Source organism: Rheinheimera tilapiae, from assembly GCF_042432165.1.
Lineage (GTDB): Bacteria > Pseudomonadota > Gammaproteobacteria > Enterobacterales > Alteromonadaceae > Pararheinheimera > Pararheinheimera tilapiae.
Map to the genome: position 1 here is coordinate 2,000,777 of NZ_JBHLXP010000001.1, position 17,146 is coordinate 2,017,922.

14 protein-coding genes are annotated in these 17,146 nt (G+C 53.4%); 10 read left to right on the forward strand and 4 right to left on the reverse strand.

Annotated features, from left to right (window positions below; genetic code table 11):
• The first annotated feature begins 305 nt into the window (after window positions 1-305).
• The 4 genes from ACFFJP_RS08650 (at window position 306) to ACFFJP_RS08665 (ending at window position 4,550) form a co-directional block, all read left to right on the forward strand.
• On the forward strand, window positions 306-1,895 hold the full coding sequence (locus ACFFJP_RS08650; protein WP_377242469.1) for a mannitol dehydrogenase family protein: 1,590 nt from the start codon (window positions 306-308) through the stop codon (window positions 1,893-1,895).
• A complete protein-coding gene (locus tag ACFFJP_RS08655; RefSeq protein ID WP_377242471.1) occupies window positions 1,892-2,692 on the forward strand; it encodes a ThuA domain-containing protein in 801 nt (266 codons plus the stop codon). Before ACFFJP_RS08650 ends, ACFFJP_RS08655 begins: the two co-directional genes overlap by 4 nt.
• A 461-nt stretch (window positions 2,693-3,153) precedes the next feature.
• Window positions 3,154-3,753: a hypothetical protein gene (locus ACFFJP_RS08660; RefSeq protein WP_377242473.1), complete on the forward strand. Its 600-nt coding sequence runs from the start codon at window positions 3,154-3,156 to the stop codon at window positions 3,751-3,753.
• Window positions 3,754-3,812: 59 nt separating this feature from the next.
• On the forward strand, window positions 3,813-4,550 hold the full coding sequence (locus tag ACFFJP_RS08665) for a substrate-binding periplasmic protein (protein WP_377242475.1): 738 nt from the start codon (window positions 3,813-3,815) through the stop codon (window positions 4,548-4,550).
• Window positions 4,551-4,642: 92 nt separating this feature from the next.
• Here the strand turns inward: ACFFJP_RS08665 and ACFFJP_RS08670 are convergent, their stop codons facing one another.
• Complete coding sequence (locus ACFFJP_RS08670; protein WP_377242477.1) at window positions 4,643-5,632, reverse strand: Gfo/Idh/MocA family protein; 990 nt, start codon at window positions 5,630-5,632, stop codon at window positions 4,643-4,645.
• 395 nt (window positions 5,633-6,027) lie between these two features.
• Here ACFFJP_RS08670 and ACFFJP_RS08675 point away from each other — a divergent pair, with 395 nt between their 5' ends.
• The 4 genes from ACFFJP_RS08675 to ACFFJP_RS08690 are packed head-to-tail and all read left to right on the forward strand — an operon-like array spanning window position 6,028 to window position 10,394.
• Window positions 6,028-7,455, forward strand: coding sequence for an ABC transporter substrate-binding protein (locus tag ACFFJP_RS08675; RefSeq protein ID WP_377242479.1), 1,428 nt, complete (start codon window positions 6,028-6,030; stop codon window positions 7,453-7,455).
• Window positions 7,448-8,335, forward strand: a complete 888-nt coding sequence (locus ACFFJP_RS08680) for a carbohydrate ABC transporter permease (protein ID WP_377242481.1) — start codon at window positions 7,448-7,450, stop codon at window positions 8,333-8,335. The genes ACFFJP_RS08675 and ACFFJP_RS08680 overlap by 8 nt, the downstream gene beginning before the upstream one ends.
• A 40-nt stretch (window positions 8,336-8,375) precedes the next feature.
• Window positions 8,376-9,278 (forward strand): carbohydrate ABC transporter permease, encoded by a 903-nt coding sequence (locus ACFFJP_RS08685; RefSeq protein ID WP_377242483.1) that lies wholly within the window; start codon window positions 8,376-8,378, stop codon window positions 9,276-9,278.
• A 9-nt stretch (window positions 9,279-9,287) separates the two neighbouring features.
• Entirely contained in the window at window positions 9,288-10,394 is a 1,107-nt protein-coding gene (locus tag ACFFJP_RS08690) for an ABC transporter ATP-binding protein (protein WP_377242485.1), read from the forward strand.
• A 42-nt stretch (window positions 10,395-10,436) separates the two neighbouring features.
• Here the strand turns inward: ACFFJP_RS08690 and ACFFJP_RS08695 are convergent, their stop codons facing one another.
• From ACFFJP_RS08695 to ACFFJP_RS08705, 3 genes are all read right to left on the reverse strand, one after another.
• The gene (locus tag ACFFJP_RS08695; RefSeq protein ID WP_377242487.1) at window positions 10,437-11,087 is read right to left on the reverse strand and encodes an HAD-IA family hydrolase; all 651 of its coding nucleotides are present in this window, start codon (window positions 11,085-11,087) and stop codon (window positions 10,437-10,439) included.
• Window positions 11,084-13,486, reverse strand: coding sequence for a GH92 family glycosyl hydrolase (locus tag ACFFJP_RS08700; protein ID WP_377242489.1), 2,403 nt, complete (start codon window positions 13,484-13,486; stop codon window positions 11,084-11,086). Before ACFFJP_RS08700 ends, ACFFJP_RS08695 begins: the two co-directional genes overlap by 4 nt.
• Before the next feature lie 120 nt (window positions 13,487-13,606).
• The gene (locus tag ACFFJP_RS08705) at window positions 13,607-14,341 is read right to left on the reverse strand and encodes a FadR/GntR family transcriptional regulator (RefSeq protein ID WP_377242491.1); all 735 of its coding nucleotides are present in this window, start codon (window positions 14,339-14,341) and stop codon (window positions 13,607-13,609) included.
• Between the two features lie 292 nt (window positions 14,342-14,633).
• On the opposite strand from ACFFJP_RS08705, the gene manD reads away from it, so the two are divergent.
• Both manD and ACFFJP_RS08715 read left to right on the forward strand, forming a co-directional pair.
• Window positions 14,634-15,842, forward strand: coding sequence for a D-mannonate dehydratase ManD (gene manD, locus ACFFJP_RS08710; protein WP_377242493.1), 1,209 nt, complete (start codon window positions 14,634-14,636; stop codon window positions 15,840-15,842).
• 78 nt (window positions 15,843-15,920) lie between these two features.
• Complete coding sequence (locus ACFFJP_RS08715) at window positions 15,921-17,126, forward strand: AGE family epimerase/isomerase (RefSeq protein WP_377242495.1); 1,206 nt, start codon at window positions 15,921-15,923, stop codon at window positions 17,124-17,126.
• Window positions 17,127-17,146 lie beyond the last annotated feature (20 nt).

The following is a 17,146-nucleotide window of genomic DNA, read 5'->3' on the forward strand; positions in this document are numbered from 1 at the left end:
TATATTTAGCCATAGTTTTATTTTGTGCTAGCGGTGGCAGTGTGCCAACGGCAGGGCGAACGCAGGTAGCCCCCAGTGCAGACCGAGCATTGGCTGCGGTTTATCTGGCAGAACGGATGATGCACCGTCAGGCTGATGCACTGTCAGCTGATACAGCAAGTTGCAACAACGTACGCGTTCGAGCTGGCTGATGCTCTGACTGATCGACTGGTAAAACGCGCTGACAAACTTAAATAACTGCTTTGACTGGCCTTTGTCACTGGCACCGGCGTATGACAAGGCGCTAACTACTGAGGTATCTGGTCGTGACTTTACCGCGTTTATCCGTTGCCCTTTTTAGTGAAACCAACTTAAGCAACACCAACTTCAGCCAAACGCATCGTGTCGGGCCTTTGTTGCCATGGCGTCAGCGTCAAGCAGCGGTCACACCGCGGATCGTGCATCTGGGCATCGGTGCATTTCACCGCGCTCATCTGGCCTGGTATACCGACGCATTGATGCAGGCGGGAGGTGGAGATGATCCATGGCCTTGGGCCATTATGGGCGTCTCATTGCGTTCGCCTGAGGTTGCGGCGCAGTTAAATCCGCAGCAAGGCCTGTATACGCTGCAACAAAGTTCAGCCAGCAGTACATCACAGCAGGTGATTCAGTCGGTGCTGGGTGTCTTAGTCGCGCCGCAAGACCCGGCAGCCGTTATCGCGCTGCTGGGTGCGCCAACCACAGAGATTATTTCGCTGACGGTGACCGAAAAAGGTTATTGCCTTGATTTGGTCAGCCGGCAGCTTGATTTTGCGCATCCGGATATTGTGTTTGATTTGGCGCATCCTTCGACACCGCGAAGTACCATCGGTTATCTGGTGGCCGGTCTTGCTGAGCGATTTGAGAAAGGCTATCCGGCGCCGACCATTCTTTGTTGCGACAATCTGCCGCAAAACGGTGTAACGCTGGCGCGGCTGGTCACGCAGTTTGCCGAAAAGCTCAACCCAGAACTGGCTGGCTGGATCACGTCGCAAGTGGCGTTTCCATCCAGCATGGTTGACCGGATCGTGCCGGCGACGACGCAGGCCGATATTGAGGTGCTGGCTGCTGAGACCGGTTATATGGATCTGGCGATGGTCAAAACCGAGCAGTTTTCGCAGTGGGTGATTGAGGACAAATTTGCTGGCGCGCGGCCCGCATGGGAACAGGTTGGCGCTTTGTTGGTACAAGACGTGACGCCGTTTGAACACGCCAAACTGCGCCTGCTAAATGGTGCGCACTCTGCACTCGCTTACCTTGGCACTTTGGCCGGCTACAGCTATGTGCATCAGGTGGTGGCCGACCCATTGTTTGGGCGCTATCTGCGTCATTTGATGACGCAAGAATTAATGCCAACGCTATTGGTGGACGGCCAGGCGCCGGCTGGGCTCGACCTGCCGCGTTATATCGACGCGCTGCTGCAACGTTTTGCCAATCCGGCGCTGGCGCACCGCACCATGCAAATCGCGATGGACGGCTCACAGAAATTACCGCAGCGGCTGTTGGCGGCGGCTCAGCAGCGCCTGCAAGCCGGTTTGCCGGTCGATGCGATTTGCTTTGCCGTGGCAGGCTGGCTGCGGTTTAGCATGGGCTTTGACGCCAAAGGCGATGCGCTGGAAGTGTCTGATCCGCTGGCCGCGCGTTTACTGGAGATCCGTCTGGTGCATTGGGATCATATCGATGAGTTGGTCGGTGAGTATTTAAAGCTCAGTCAGGTGTTTGCACCGGCATTAGTGGCGTATCCACAGTTTGCTGAGCGGCTGACATATTGGCTCAGTTATATTCTGGCCAACGGCGTGCCGACGGCTTTGCAATCGTTATTACTTGAAGTTCAGGATTATGCCGCAGCGCCGCGACTGGCCGGGAGTGCAAAATGATTAAAGTGACCGTGTGGAACGAATGCCGGCATGAAAAAGAAGATGCTGACGTGCAGGAAGTGTATCCGGAGACGATTGGCGGTTGTATCGTCAATCAGCTGGCGCCTTATGGCTTTGACCTGACGCTGGCGACACTGGACGATGCCGATCAAGGCTGGCCCCAGTCCAGGATCGACGAGACTGAAGTGGCCATTTGGTGGGGCCACCGCTATCACGATGAGCTCAGTGATGCGCTGATCGACAAGCTGCAGGCGCGGGTGCTGGCGGGCATGGGACTGATTGTGCTGCACAGTGGCCATCATGCCAAATTGTTTAAGCGTCTGATGGGCACCAGCTGTAATCTGAGCTGGCGCGAGGCCGAAGGCGGTGAACGCGAACGGGTCTGGTGTCTGAAACCGGCGCATCCGATCGCCTACAATATTCCACCGCAAATCGAGCTGCCGCAGTCAGAAATGTATGGCGAACCTTTTGATATCCCGGATCCGGATGAGCTGATTTTTAATTCCTGGTATCAGGGCGGAGAAGTACTCAGAAGTGGCTGCACCTTCACACGGGGTCGTGGTCGAATTTTCTTTTTCGCCCCGGGCCATGAGACCTTCCCGATCTACCGTAACCCGCATATCACACAAATTCTGGCCAATGCCATCCAGTGGGCGCATCAACCGCATACTACCGGCTGGATGATGGGCAACTGGGGCCGGCCAGTGCCGCTGGAAGCGGGCGCGCCGAAACAAACTTACTTTAAAAAACCACGCAAGTTAATGCTGGCTGAAAAGGCGGCAAAAAAGCAGAAATAACGGCAAAAACCGCCGGCGATGTGCCGGCGGATGCTGCTTTCTATCAGTGTCTACCCAATGATTCAGCGCGAATACCTGAACTGTGACCACAGGCTAAGACAGATCATCGTCACAGGCCTTTTGTCTCAGTGCTGAATTGAAATCCTAGCTGTGTAAGATTGGATTAGCTGACTTTCGCTCTTAGTTAAACCGGATTGGGACAGCGATGATCGTCTGACCTCGCGTTTCCTGTGGTATCGAATACGCTGCAAGACTGCAGATCGGGATCTTGACCAGTAGTTATGGCTATACTCAACGTCAATACTTGGATGGGCGCTACCGGCTGAATAGGGTTGCTGTCCTCTGTAAGTTCAGCTGATGCCGGGATAACCATGTTCAATTTTGTGAAGTTCCTGATAACTGTAAGCTGCCTGTGGGTATCTGCGGCAACCACAGCACAACAACCACCACGACCGCAGACGATGACATTTTCTTATGTCGATCACCCAGCGATGGTGAACTTGATTATTCCGCTGATCCGCGACACTTACCTGAAACTGGGTATTAAAACCGAATTTGTCGCCCAGCCGTCGAATCGGAATTTGTTATTGGTAGATAAAAATCTGGTAGACGGTGACGTGGGCTATATGCGGATTGTATTGGCCGGCTATCAGAATATTATTACGGTTGAACCAGCATTAGTGTCCGGCATTTTTACACTACTGTGTAAGCCCCAGCTGAAGTGCACGCCAGCAGTGCTGGCGGATGCACAGCAGACAATAGTCAGTACTTCGGTTTCAAAAAACGGCATGGATGTTGGGTTTCGCGGAGAAATCCATAGTCAGTTTTATATCGTCAATGATCTGGCGCTGATCCCGAAATTTATCCGCAATGGGCGATTTGACTATGCGATATACCCAACGACTGAACAGGAGCTGGCACAAATGGACCTAACCGGCTTGCAGTATGTAAAGTTGTTTCAATCCGACCTGTATCATGTATTGCATAAAAAGTACGCATTTATGGCGCCTGAGATCAGTGCAGCGCTGGCAGCAACATTGGCCCAGAAGAAAACGAAGTAGAGGTGTCGGGCGGTATCTAGGCTCAGAAACAATCAATTGACGCAAAAGGAGGTATTGCGATGACAGGGACCCGTTGGTTAATGCTGTTGGTATGGCTGCTGTGTTGGCAGCTGTTGCCGGCGCAGGCGTGTGGTTTAAAGGTGCTGACCGAAGATTTACCGCCTTATCAGGTGGTGCGTGAGCAACAGGTGGTGGCAGGCTCGGCCTATTTGCAGGTCGAAGCGATACTACGAAGTGCAGGTTTGCCGTGTCGTACAGAGGTGTTGCCCTGGGCCAGAGCATTTGAGTTGGCGCGGACTGAGCCGAACACACTGATTTATTCAATAGCGCGGTTACCGGCACGCGAGAGCCTGTTTATCTGGCTGGCACCGCTGATTAACGCTGACTATCGCTATTATTCCGCCGACAGTGCGGTGATCGAGCAAATCCAGCAAGGCAAATCGCCACAGGATTTTGTCGCCGTGGCGGTCGCCGGCAGCATGATTGACAGTACCTTGCAACAAATTGGTTTTGTACCAGACCAGAATCTGATCCAGGTAAAAGATATCAACGCGCAGTGGAAAATGCTGCGGATCCGCCGCGCGCAGTTGACGCTGGCGTTTGCACCAGATTTTAAGGCGCTGGCTGATCCGAAAGTGGGGCAAACCCAGTTTTATGCCTCCCGCCAGGTGGTCCGGCAGATCCAGCTGTATCTGGCCGCGCATCCACAAACAGATCCGGGCCTGATCCGTCAGTTACAAAACGCGATAGAGCAACAATCGGTGCTCAGTGTGCCGGTCAATCCGGCTTTACACTGACCATACCCAAGCATCATGCGCAGGTGCGACCAGACAAAAAACAACAGCAACCAATGGTTGCTGTTGTTTTTTTAAGCTCTGGCTGTCAGATGCTACAAGGTCACCGGCGCGCCATGTTGGCTGGCAGATAACTTCACGGCATCCCACAACTGTGCCATCCGCAGGCCCTGACGCACATCAGATGGGTTGGTAATTTCACCCAATCGGGTTTGCATAAACACGTTCATCAGGTTGTTGGCCGCTTCCTGGTCTTTGCGAACCACATTGCCTTGCGCATCTTCAATTTCCATCCAGCGACCCCAGGCACAGATCCGCACAATAGCGGTCGGAAAGTAGCATTCGATGCGTGACACGCAGCGGATGGCGCGGCCACAAGCATGCAGGTTAAACAGAGTGCCGTCTGACAATTCGCCGGACACAGTCGTCACCACGTCGACCGGAAAACCCAGATTTTGCATCATGGCACTGATACGGGAAAACGGTTGGCTGGTGATTTTGGACACGGTATTCATCATATGCGCGCCGGTGTCGAACATAAAACCACCGCCGGAGATCGCCGGCACTTGTTTCCAGTGCCCCTGATATTTGTCAGCCCAGTCTTCCCAAATTGCCGCATTGATACTGACCAGCGGGCCATAGGTTTGATTGGCAATGGCGTCTTTTAACTCGTTGACCAACGGCGATAATCCGCCCTGATATGCGACAACCAGCGTTTTGCCGGATGTTTCCTGCGCGGCCACTAAAGCTTCGGCTTCGGCAACTGTCGTCACCATGGGTTTTTCCAGCAGCACATCAAGGCCAAGCTCCAGCGCCAGCAAGGCTTGTGCGGCATGGCTGGCGTGCGGCGTACAGATATAGACTGCATCCAGCGCAGCGCATTGGTCGCGTAATAAGGTTTCCCAGCTATCAAAACAAAGCGGGGCCGTTTTATTCGCGCCAGCGGCTATTTGGCAAACATTGGCCATCGCTTTGTCGTTCGGATCCATGATGGCCGAAATAACGATGTCGTCCCGGCTGATCCAGGTCTGGATGTACTGGGTTGCTTTGGTCCCGCAGCCAATAATGGCGAGTTTTAGTTGCACATCTTCCTCCACTGGCCGCTTGACCAGATTTTTTAGCGTACACCGGCTTAAAACCAGGTTTTTGCTCTGTGGTTTATTGCGGTCTTTCCGCAGTTATATCTGACATGCAATCATTATTTTATATATAAAATACAATAAGATAGATTTAGCTGTTGCCGGTCTGATATCGAATGTGTCCGGTACAGCACAAGCCGTCACTGATTGCAGGTGTTTGCGTTGGTATGCACCATTAATACGCATATTGACACCGGTGTCAATATGCGTATTATCAGAAAGGACAGGGTACAAAGCATAAAAAATCGCCGGCACTGAACCAACAGGGTGCAACCTTAACCAGGCAGAACCGGCAGATGCACAAATAGTGCGCAACAGAAAATAAAATACGGGCTGGACAGATGATCTGGACTAAACAGCGCGGCAGAGCAAATCTGCTGCTACCGGTGGCGGTGACGCTGGCGGTGAGTGTCATGGCAGCGATGTACTGGGGGCGGGGGGAGCCGACCACAGCACAACGTCTGGCAGAAACGGAAGCGGCAAAACGGCCGTTATTGGTCATAGCGGAGCACCGTACTGCACGTTTGCAGGCGCTTTATCAGTTGCAGCCGCAGCTGGAAGCGCAATTAGGGATCCGGCTGAAAATCGTTGAATATCCGGCGCCGCCGCAGGATTACTTCACCAAACTGGTGACAGAACTACGTGCCGGCAACGCACCGGATGTGTTTACCGTACCGCGAGATCTGCAAGTGGACGATTTGGCCGCCGCCGGTTATCTGGCCGATTTGACCACAGACGCACAGCAATGGCCGGGTTATGCCCAGTTGCCGGAGTTGGTCAAAACCCTGACCCGGGCCAGCTTCAACGAGCATGTGTATGTGATCCCGTCGATTGTCGCCGTCGAGCAGCTGTACTACCGGCATGATTTGCTGACTGACGCTGGCATCAGTACCGCACAGCCGCAAAATTGGCAGGAATTGCTCGAGCGTAGCCGCGAGATCAAACAAAAAATGGCGCAATATCCGCTGCTGATCCCCGCTGGCCTGACCTGGGGCATGGGCTCTTATACCGAAGGACTGCGTTATCTGCTCGCCAGTTTTCAACATTATCAGCTGCTCAACGGCCAAAACCAGTACGTGCTCGACAACAACGCGGTACGCCGGTCCTTTGGCTTTTACCAGACGCTGATTGAAGAGCAATTGATGCCAGTGCAGCCGCTGCTAAACCCAGAGCCTTGGGTTATCCCGAAATACGAAATGTTTCCCAAAGGTCAGTTGTTGATCACCACCTGTGGCAGCTGGTGTCCGGTGTTTGACTGGGGACCGGGTAGCCGCAATCCGATCCCGGACGTGGCCAATGCGGTGCGCACCTGGAAATTTCCATCAGCCGATGGCGGCAAGCCTTTTGCGCTGGCGTCTGTGGTTTATGCCTGGGGCGTCAATGCGAAATCGCGTCAACAGCCCTTAGCGCGCCAGTTGGTGCTGGCGCTGGGTGAAAACGACGTGGCTTTGGCTTATGCGAAACAATTGGGGAATGTGCCGGCGCGGCTCGATGCAGCTGAACATCCGGCTTTTGCGGCATTGGGTAATTTAATGGCCGACCATGCGTTATTAAAGGACGCGCGGGCACTGCGCACGACGGTAGGCTCTAACGCGATGATGGCTGGGGTGGCGCAGGCGTCCGAAGCGGTACTGACTGGCCGGGCTGATGGCGAGCGCGCCCAGCAAATGTTGTATGACTACGTGGTGAATGTGCTCGGTAGTGCTCAGGTCGAAACAGCAGGATTGGCTGCGGCCGGGCAACCTGATAAAGGACATAACGATGATTAAACTGACGTTTGAAGCCCGGCGCCAGCTCGGTTACCGCTTAATGATGACGCCAGCGCTGTTGCTGATGGCCGCTTTTATTGTGTTCCCGGCATTTTATGCCTTTTCACTGAGTTTGACTGACGACGCTTTGCTGGGTTTCGCCGCGCAAGGATCGTCCTTTGTTGGTTTACGGAATTTTGAACGGCTATTCGGCGACCCATTGTTTTGGAACTCACTAAAAGTCACGCTGATTTTTGTTATTGGATCGGCGGTGATTGGTCAGTTTCTACTAGGGTTTGCCTCGGCGCTGATGTTGCAGCGGCCGGTGAAATACAAAGGTATTTTTAACGCCATTATTTGTCTGCCAAACGCAGTGCCGGAAATGGTCGTTGGTTTTTTATGGATCTCGATGTTTGCCAGCGGTGAATATGGCACGCTGAACCGGCTAGTGGCCTGGTTTGGCGTTGAACCGCAGCAGTGGCTATACACTTTTCCATTGTTGTCGATCATCATCGTCAACACCTGGCGTGGCATTGCGTTTTCGATGATTTTGTTAACGTCCGGACTCGCTTCGATCCCCAAAGATATTTATGAAGCGGCACGGGTGGATGGTGCCACTGACAATCAAATCTTCTGGCGCATTACCGTGCCGATGATGATGCCGACGATTTTTCTCTACATGTTCATTTCAACGGTCACCACCTTCGCGATCTTCGGTCTGGTTTACACCTTAAGCCGTGGCGGCCCTGCCAATAGCACCGAGATATTGGGTATTTATATTTACAATCAATCATTTACTGCGTTTCAGCTGGGGTATGGTGCATCTGTCGCTGTGGTCAGTCTGGTGGTGTCGATGTTGCTTGGCATGGTGTATGTCAAAGCGCTGAAGGTTGAGGTTTGACATGTTGACAATAGTCCGCACAACCTCTGAGGGAATGTCCATGTCCGAGAATTCGGCGAGTTTTTTTGCGCAGCGCCGGGCTTACCTGACGCTGATCCTGATTTCACTGTTCTGCCTGATGCCGTTTTTCTGGGTGCTGTTGGCGGCGTTTGACCCAAAGGCCAGTCAGTTTCTGCAAATTCCGGCCGGCGTCACGGTGGACCATTTCTGGAACCTGCTGGCCAATGAAAGTGGCGTGCGCTGGGTGCTGAATTCTGTAGGCATTGTCGGCAGCGCAACTTTGTTGTGTTTGGTATTAGCTGGTTTTGGTGGTTATGCCTTGTCGCGGACCCAGGCCTGGTGGAAACGGCCATTGCTGTACGCCATTATTCTGGTGCGCATCGTGCCGCCACCGGCGCTGATTGTGCCGGTGTACAAAGTGATGCTGTTTCTGAACGAATGGGTGAATGGCCTGATTAATAGTCTGACATCAGACGTCGCGCAGCAAATGATGCTGAGCCGGATGTTCTCGTTTGTTGACGGTTATCTGGGCCTTATTCTGATCCAATGCGCGATGCAGTTGCCATTGGCGATTTGGATCATGAAGACCTTTTTTGACGCAATCCCGAAAGATTATGAAGAAGCAGCCGCGCTGGATGGTGCCAGTCAGTGGCAGACGGTGCGTCATGTATTAATTCCATTGGCCTTGCCGGGTTTTGCCGCGGCCGGCCTGTTTGCGTTTATCAACGCCTGGGGCGATTTCCTGATGCCGCTGATGTTCACTTCATCGCCGGAATTACAGACGCTGCCGCTTGGCATGTTCCGCGCTTTCCTGCGCGTCGATGCTATCGATTATGGATTTTTAACGGCGCTGGCGGTGATTTACACCTTACCGGCGGTCATCGCATTTGCCTTTGCCCGAAAGTTTTTAACCCAGACTTTCTCCGGTGGCGTCAAAGGATAAGGACCTGTTATGTCACAGATTGAACTGATTAATATCAAAAAGAATTACTTAGGCACGGAGATCGTCAAAGGCATCGACGTGACCATTAATGAAGGTGAGTTTGCCGTGATCGTCGGGCCGTCTGGTTGTGGTAAATCGACTTTACTGCGGATGATTGCCGGCCTCGAAGATATCAGCAGCGGCGAGCTGAAGATCGGCGGGAAGACGATGAACCATGTGTCGCCGGACCAACGCGAAATTGCCATGGTGTTTCAGTCTTATGCGCTGTATCCGCATATGACGGTGGCGGAAAATATTGGTTTTGCCCTGGCTCTGAAAAAAGTCGACAAGGCCGAGATCCAGCAACGGGTATTGGAAGCTGCCAAAATGCTCGAACTGGAGCATTTGTTGGACCGCAAGCCAGCGGCGCTGTCTGGCGGGCAACGTCAGCGCGTGGCGATCGGCCGCGCTATTGTGAAAAGACCCAAAGTGATTTTGTTTGATGAACCGCTGTCGAATCTGGATGCAAAATTGCGCGTGCAGATGCGCACCGAGCTGATGCGGCTGCATCGCGAATTTGGTTCGACCATTGTGTATGTCACCCATGATCAGGTTGAAGCGATGACGATGGCGCAGAAAATTATCGTGCTACATAACGGCCATGTCGCGCAGATGGGCAAGCCAATGGATTTATACCGCGAGCCGGATAATACCTTTGTTGCGCAGTTTATTGGGGTGCCGAAAATGAATCTGCTGCGCGGTGCGCTGAACAAAGGCCAGTTTGTGCTGCAATCCGGTCAAACCTTACCGGTCTGTCCAACTTTGCTCAGTAGCGCCATTGACCGCGACGGTCTGCAGTTTGGCGTGCGGCCGGAACATCTGAAGCTCAGCGCGGCACAACCGGAGCAAAGTGCCTGGACTGTCGATATGGTGGAGCGGCTTGGCGTTGAGAGTTTTATCCATCTGCATAACGCGGCGCGCGAAGTGCTGGTTGCCCGGATGGAAGGCGATTGCAACTGGATTTGTGATGACCAGTTGGCGATCAGCGTTGATCCGGCGCAGTGTTATTTGTTTAACGCTGAAGGCGTGCGGTTATGCGCGAAGACGGCGGCAGGCGCGACGGGCCTGTGTGCCTGAAGTGCGCCGGTCAGTCGTGAAGATTAATCCCGGGGTTTAAATTTAGCCCCGGGTTATCAGCGCATTCAGTATAGTCGGCAGCTGTGCCATCGTCGTCACTTCGAGCACCGCTGGGTCCGGCTTAGCTTCCTGATAACGGTTCAAAAACACTGTACGACAACCTGCCGCCAGGCCCGCTCTGATGCCGGGTAAACTGTCTTCAATCACAATACAATGCGCCGGCGCTGTACCCAGTGCAGCAGCGGCATATTGGTACAGGCCGCCATCCGGCTTAAAACAATTGATGTCATAACCGCTGAACACCCGGTCGGCGAAATAGTGGCTCAGGCCGCAGATTTGCAAAGCCTGACGGATTTTCGTTTGTGGCCCGTTACTGACTACGGCCAGCTGCATTCCGGTGGCAGTTGCCCAGTCCAGAGTGGCCACCACGCCGGCGATCGGGCGTAATTGCGCCGCAAACAAATCACTGACCAAACGCCGGTATTGCGCTTCACTGTCAGCAGGCAGCTGCACCGCAAAGCGGCTGGCCAGCTGAGAAAAGATCTCTGCCAGTTTGCCGCCGCGATAATCGCGCACCAACAAGCCGACATCCACTTGAACGCCAGCCTGCGCCAGAATAGTGGCTAACGCCTGATTACACAGCCATTCGCTGTCAACCAGGGTGCCGTCATTGTCAAACAGCAGGGTGGTCATTGTGACGCCTGCTGTGGTGTGGCGGTGGCCGACATTTGTAGCTCGAGCACGCCACCGGCGATGATCTCGCTATGCAGCAGATAGGTTCGTTTTAACACTTTGCCATTGAGCTTGATCTGACGGATGTAAGGCCGGTCAGGGCCATTATTGAATGTTTTGATACAGAAGCGCCGCTCTGCTGCTACCTGCAGGCAAGCTTCGTCGAATAATGGGCTACCCAGCTGATAAATAGGGTCTGCTTCCAGACCACCGCTGAGTTGAAACAATCCAAGCTTCAGTAGCACAGCCAGGCTGCCCATCAGGCCCTGATCTTCGTCACCATTGTAACCACGCTGTGGCGTCAAATGGCTGTAAACCGTATCGCTGATGCGACGCGACCAGTATTGGGTTTTTTCTGGCGCGCCCGCTGCGGCGAAAATAAAAGCCGTCTGGATACTAGGCTGATTGCCATAGTTAATCGGCGTGCGGCGATACTCAGGGTGTCCTTCCTGCGCATGCGCAGTGCCAGCGGTGAAATCCTGTTTGGCGGCCTGCTGAAATGCTTGCTCGAGGCGGTTCAGCAACCTCGTTTTACCGCCCATTACAGCCGCCAGTCCCTCGATATCATGCGGCACAAACCAGGTGGCCTGTGCGGCATTGGATTCGATAAAACCAGCTTCGTATTCCAGCGGGTCAAATGGTGTGCGCCAGTTGCCATTGATTTCCTTTGGCCGGATAAATCCAGTTTTGGCGTCAAACAGATTTCGCCAGTTCTGGCTGCGCTCTAGGAACTTCGACGCGACGGTCTGATCGCCGGTTTTTGCTGCCAGCTGCGCGAGGGCAAAATCCTGATAGGCATATTCGAGGGTTTGACCGCCGCCGCGCCGGTGGCTGCCGTAATTGCTTTCTGTTTCCGGCAACGGGTAGGGCACATAACCGCGTTTTAGGTAATAACCTAAGCCTCCACCACTGGCGCTATAGTGTTCGTAACCGGCTTTAGCCATCAGACCGGCCTCACTGTGATTTTTCTGCAGCATCGGCAGCAGTTCGCTGGCCGGCGTGTGCAGTAAACCTTTTTGTGCCAGCGAGACTAAAAACGGCGTCGTCGGTACTCCTGGCATCACAAGAGTGTCCTGTCCACCGGACGGGCCTCTTGGGATCAAACCAAAATCGCGGCCATATTGAATAAGACTTTCACCAAGAGCAGTTGCTGCTTGCGGATACACCAGTGGCCACAAAGTTGCGATAGTCCACTGCGCGCCCCAGAATGAATCTGAGTTGTGCATGGCAAAGCGCGGTTGTCCTTGTGCGTTAAGCGGTAACTGGCGAACTTTAGCGCTTTGGCCGGATAAATCCATATATTGGCCATTAACATCTGACACCACGCGCCGGCCCTGCAGTGCATGCCATAAATCAGTGTAAAAACGGCGTTGTTGCGAGAGGCTACCACCTTTGATGTGAACGCGCGCCAGCGTCTGGTTCCACTGTGCATAAGCTTCGGCGCTGGTTTTGGCAAAATCCCAGCCGGCTAATTCGCTTTGCAGGTTCAGCTTGGCATTGTCGGCCGAGACATAAGAAAAGCCTGCTTTTACCAACACACTGTGGTCACTGCTATTGAAGCTGACGCGCAAACCAGCGTCATCGCCGCTGATGCCATTGACGTTGGCGAACTGTTGGTCGGCACGCCACGCATCTAGCTGTTGCACCGGCGTCGAAAAGGCCAGATGGAAATAGACTTTAACCGGCTTCACGCGCCGCTCTGTGCCCTGATTGGTAATAAAACCAGCCAGATTATGTGGGTCAATTTGCCAGACTTCCGCATGCCCCAGCCTGGACGGGCCCTGCACGCCGCCTAGCTGCAGCAATAATTGTTGTGGCTGACCGGGTTGATACTGATAACGCGAAAAGCCGACGCGGTCTGTGGCCGTCAGTTCAACGTTAATGCCATAACGACTGAGCTGCAGTTGGTGATAGCCGGGGCGTACCTGTTCATTGTCATGGGAAAAGGCTGATGTATAGTCGGCCTGCTGCGCGGATAAAGGCCTGTGGTCTGACACCGGCATCAGCGACAGACCTGCTAATTGCCATTCGTGAATATGATTAAAACCTTTGACTGTGGTTTCGTCGTAGCGATAGCCGCTGCCCCATTCGCCGTTCAGCGCCGTATCTGGAAACAAGCTGACCATGCCAAAAGGCCGCGCCGCCGAGGAAAAGTAAAACCAGCGACTATTGGCGGTATCTAAGAACGGATAGACCAGCGCTGCCGGTTCAGCAGCAGTAGCCTGCGCTGTATCGGTTTGCGCTGTCAGGGTTTGCGCTGTCGGGGTTTGCGCTGCGCTGGCGGCGGCTTGTAACAACAGTAACGAACAGAAAATCCGGCTAACAACCAGTCGGGTAGAGCGAAATTTCGGGACAGACATGCACCAGCTCCATAAAAGAATATGCGCTGGTTATAGCAATTGGCCTGTCCAATTGCAATATGGCCTGTCCAGTTATATCGGGATTGTCCACCGAGTTATAGTGAAAGCTCAGCAGCTGCCTCATTCACCAATCAACAATACATAAGCTTCGGTGACCTGCGCGATATGCGATTGCATCGCTGCTTTGGCGCCTGCGGCGTCACGCCGGCTTAAACACAAATAGATTTTTTCATGGGCTTCGATGTTGGGGCCCGCGACCTGACGGCGGATCTTCTCGGCAAATAACTGACTAAGCTCCGAGCTTTCACGCAGGGCCCACAGCCATTCAATCATCGACTGCAACGCACTGTTGCGGGTAGCGCTTGCGATCAGCTGGTGGAATTTGCCATCAAAAGTCTCAGCTTCGGCCGATCTTTGTTGCGCCACTAAACTAATCATTTGCGTCAGATAAGCTTTCAGTTTCAGTAATTCTTCATTGCTGATGCGCTCTGCAGCGAGGGCGGCGGCGTCGCCTTCTAACAATAAGCGGGCTTCCATGATCTCCAGCGGGCCCGGCGCGTTTTCCGCCAATAACGAACTTTTCAGGCTGGCTTCCTGCAACACATAAACGCCGGAACCAGGCCGGATATCGACCAGACCTGACACTTCCAATGCGATCAACGCCTCGCGCACCGTCTGACGGCTCACGTCATATTGCTGGGCTAAGTCGCGCTCAGCCGGCAGACGCATACCGGGTTTCAGCTGACCGGCGTTGATTTGCTGCGCCAATTTATCGGCGATTTGCAGATAAAGTCTGGAGTTGGAAGCCGGCGCCTGACGACTGCTGGCCAATGCAAGGATCGTATTGTCGTTCATGAGTTTCCGTAGAAGTGGTTTGACCAAAAATTTATAGTTGCAAATTGGCCTGTCCAGATGTAAGTTAATTCCAACAGGCTTGACCAATTTAGCTGTGAGGCGACGTAGACGCAACACTCAGCGTAAACTTCAGTAGCGGTCAGACCAGATAGAATCATGATGCCCAGGATGCACGGTATTACCGGAGCAGGCGGTTGCAAAATGCCAGCGGTGGCAACACCGGCGGATATTGTAGCAGGGCGAAGCAAAGCAGTTGAAAGCAGTTCCGATGGCGGAATTTCAGAGGATCCAGATGAAAATCATTGATGCAAAAGTCATTATTACCTGTCCCGATCGCAATTTTGTCACGGTGAAAATTACCACGGATCAGGGGCTATATGGCATCGGTGATGCGACGTTAAATGGCCGCGAGCTGGCGGTCGCCAGCTATCTGCAGGACCATCTGATCCCTTGTCTGATTGGGCGTGACGCCAGCCGTATTGAAGATATCTGGCAATTTTTCTATCGTGGCGCTTATTGGCGCCGGGGTCCGGTTGGCATGACCGCGATTGCTGCTATTGATGTGGCGTTATGGGATATCAAAGCAAAAGCCGCCAATATGCCGCTGTATCAGTTGCTGGGTGGTCGTAGTCGTGACGGCATCATGGTGTATGGCCATGCCAACGGCAGCACTATCGCGGAAACAGTGGCAGAAGTGGGCCGTTATATCGAGATGGGTTACAAAGCTATCCGTGCCCAGACTGGCGTGCCGGGCCTTGCCAGTACTTATGGCGTATCGAAAGACAAAATGTATTACGAGCCGGCCGACAACGATCTGCCGTCTGAAAACGTCTGGTCCACCAGCAAATATCTCAATAGTGTGCCGGAACTGTTTAAAGTGCTGCGTGAAACTTATGGTTATGACCACCATCTGCTGCACGATACGCACCACCGCCTGACACCGATTGAAGCGGCGCAGCTTGGTAAGTCACTGGAGCCGTATAAATTATTCTGGTTAGAAGATGCTGTGCCGGCTGAACTGCAGGAAGGTTTCCGCTTATTCCGTCATCACACCACAACGCCAATTGCGGTCGGTGAAGTCTTTGCGTCAATCCACGATTGCCAGCAACTAATCAGCGAGCAGCTGATTGACTATATCCGCACCACTATTGTACATGGCGGCGGTATCACCCATCTGCGCCGTATTGCGCATCTGGCTGAGCTGTACCATGTCCGTACCGGCTTCCATGGCGCTACCGATTTAAGTCCGGTCACTATGGGCGCGGCGCTGCATTTTGATACCTGGGTACCAAATTTCGGCATCCAGGAATATATGCGCCATACCGATGCCACTGATGAAGTGTTCCCGCATGATTATCACTTCGCCAACGGCTATTTGTATGCCGGCGAAAAACCGGGCCATGGCGTGGATATCGACGAAAAACTAGCGGCTAAATATCCGTACAAACGCGCTTATCTGCCGGTAAACCGGTTAGAAGATGGCACCATGTTTAACTGGTAAAGAGTAGCCAGAGCCGGCGGTTTAGGCCGGCGCTAAAACAACAGCTAATTGGCGACAAAAAACGGGAAGTGAGTGCTGATGCAAAGTCAAACCACTGAATTCTATCAAGCTGGATTTATCCGCCAGCATTGCCGCGATATTCTCGGGTTTTATGACCCGCGGGTGTTAGACCCGGCCGGTGGTTATTTCCAGAATTATTATGATGATGGCAGCTTGTTTGCACCGGGGTTTCGCCAGTTAGTCAGCAGTACACGCTTGATTGTCAATTACGCCAGAGCCAGCCGTGAACTGGCCGGCGATGGCGAACCATTGCTTGCCGAAAAATACCGCGCTTATGCCAAGCATGGCCTGCAGTACCTTGAAACTTATCATTTTCAGCGCGACAGCCAGGCTTACGCCTGGACTTTGCAAGACCATCAGGTCCAGTCCAATACGCAGCAGGCTTATGGTTATGCTTTTGTGCTGCTGGCCTACGCCCATGTTCAGCTGGCGGGGGTCGCTGATGTCAGCAGCCAGTTGCAACAAACCTGGGATCTACTGGAGCAACGCTTCTGGCAGTCTGAGTATGGTCTTTACGCTGATGAGCTCAGTAGCGACGGGGTATTAAGCAGCTATCGCGGTCAAAACGCCAATATGCATTTATGTGAAGCGATGCTGGCTGCCTATCAGGCAACCCGGCAATCCCGCTATCTGCAGCGTGCGCAGTTGCTGGCCGACAATATCACCAACCGCCAGGCGGCTCTCAGTGACGGGCAGGTGTGGGAACATTACACGCCGCAGTTTCAGCTGGACCTTGAATACAACAAAAACGATCCGAAAAATTTATACCGGCCCTGGGGCTTCCAGCCGGGGCATCAGACTGAATGGGCGAAGTTGTTGTTGCAACTACACCGGTTAGCGCCGGATCCGGCGCTGGTCAGCCGCGCCGCTGAGTTATTTGACCGCGCTTTTGCTCTGGCTTGGGACCATGAACAGGGTGGTCTGGTGTACGGCTATGACCTGAACGGTCAATGGTGTGACGACGACAAGTACTTCTGGGTACAAGCCGAGAGTATGGCCGCCGCGGCTCTGTTATATCAGACGACGGCTCAGCCGAAGTATCTCGAACAATATAACCAGTTGTGGGCTTATTGCTGGGCGAATTTTGTCGATCATCAGCACGGCGCTTGGTATCGCGTGCTGAGTAGACAGAACCAGAAATTATCCAATGAAAAAAGCAGTGCGGGCGCGAAGTGTGACTATCACACCTTGTGCGCCTGTCTGGATGTGCTGGCCGGATTCTGACTACCGATAGGTATGCAGCG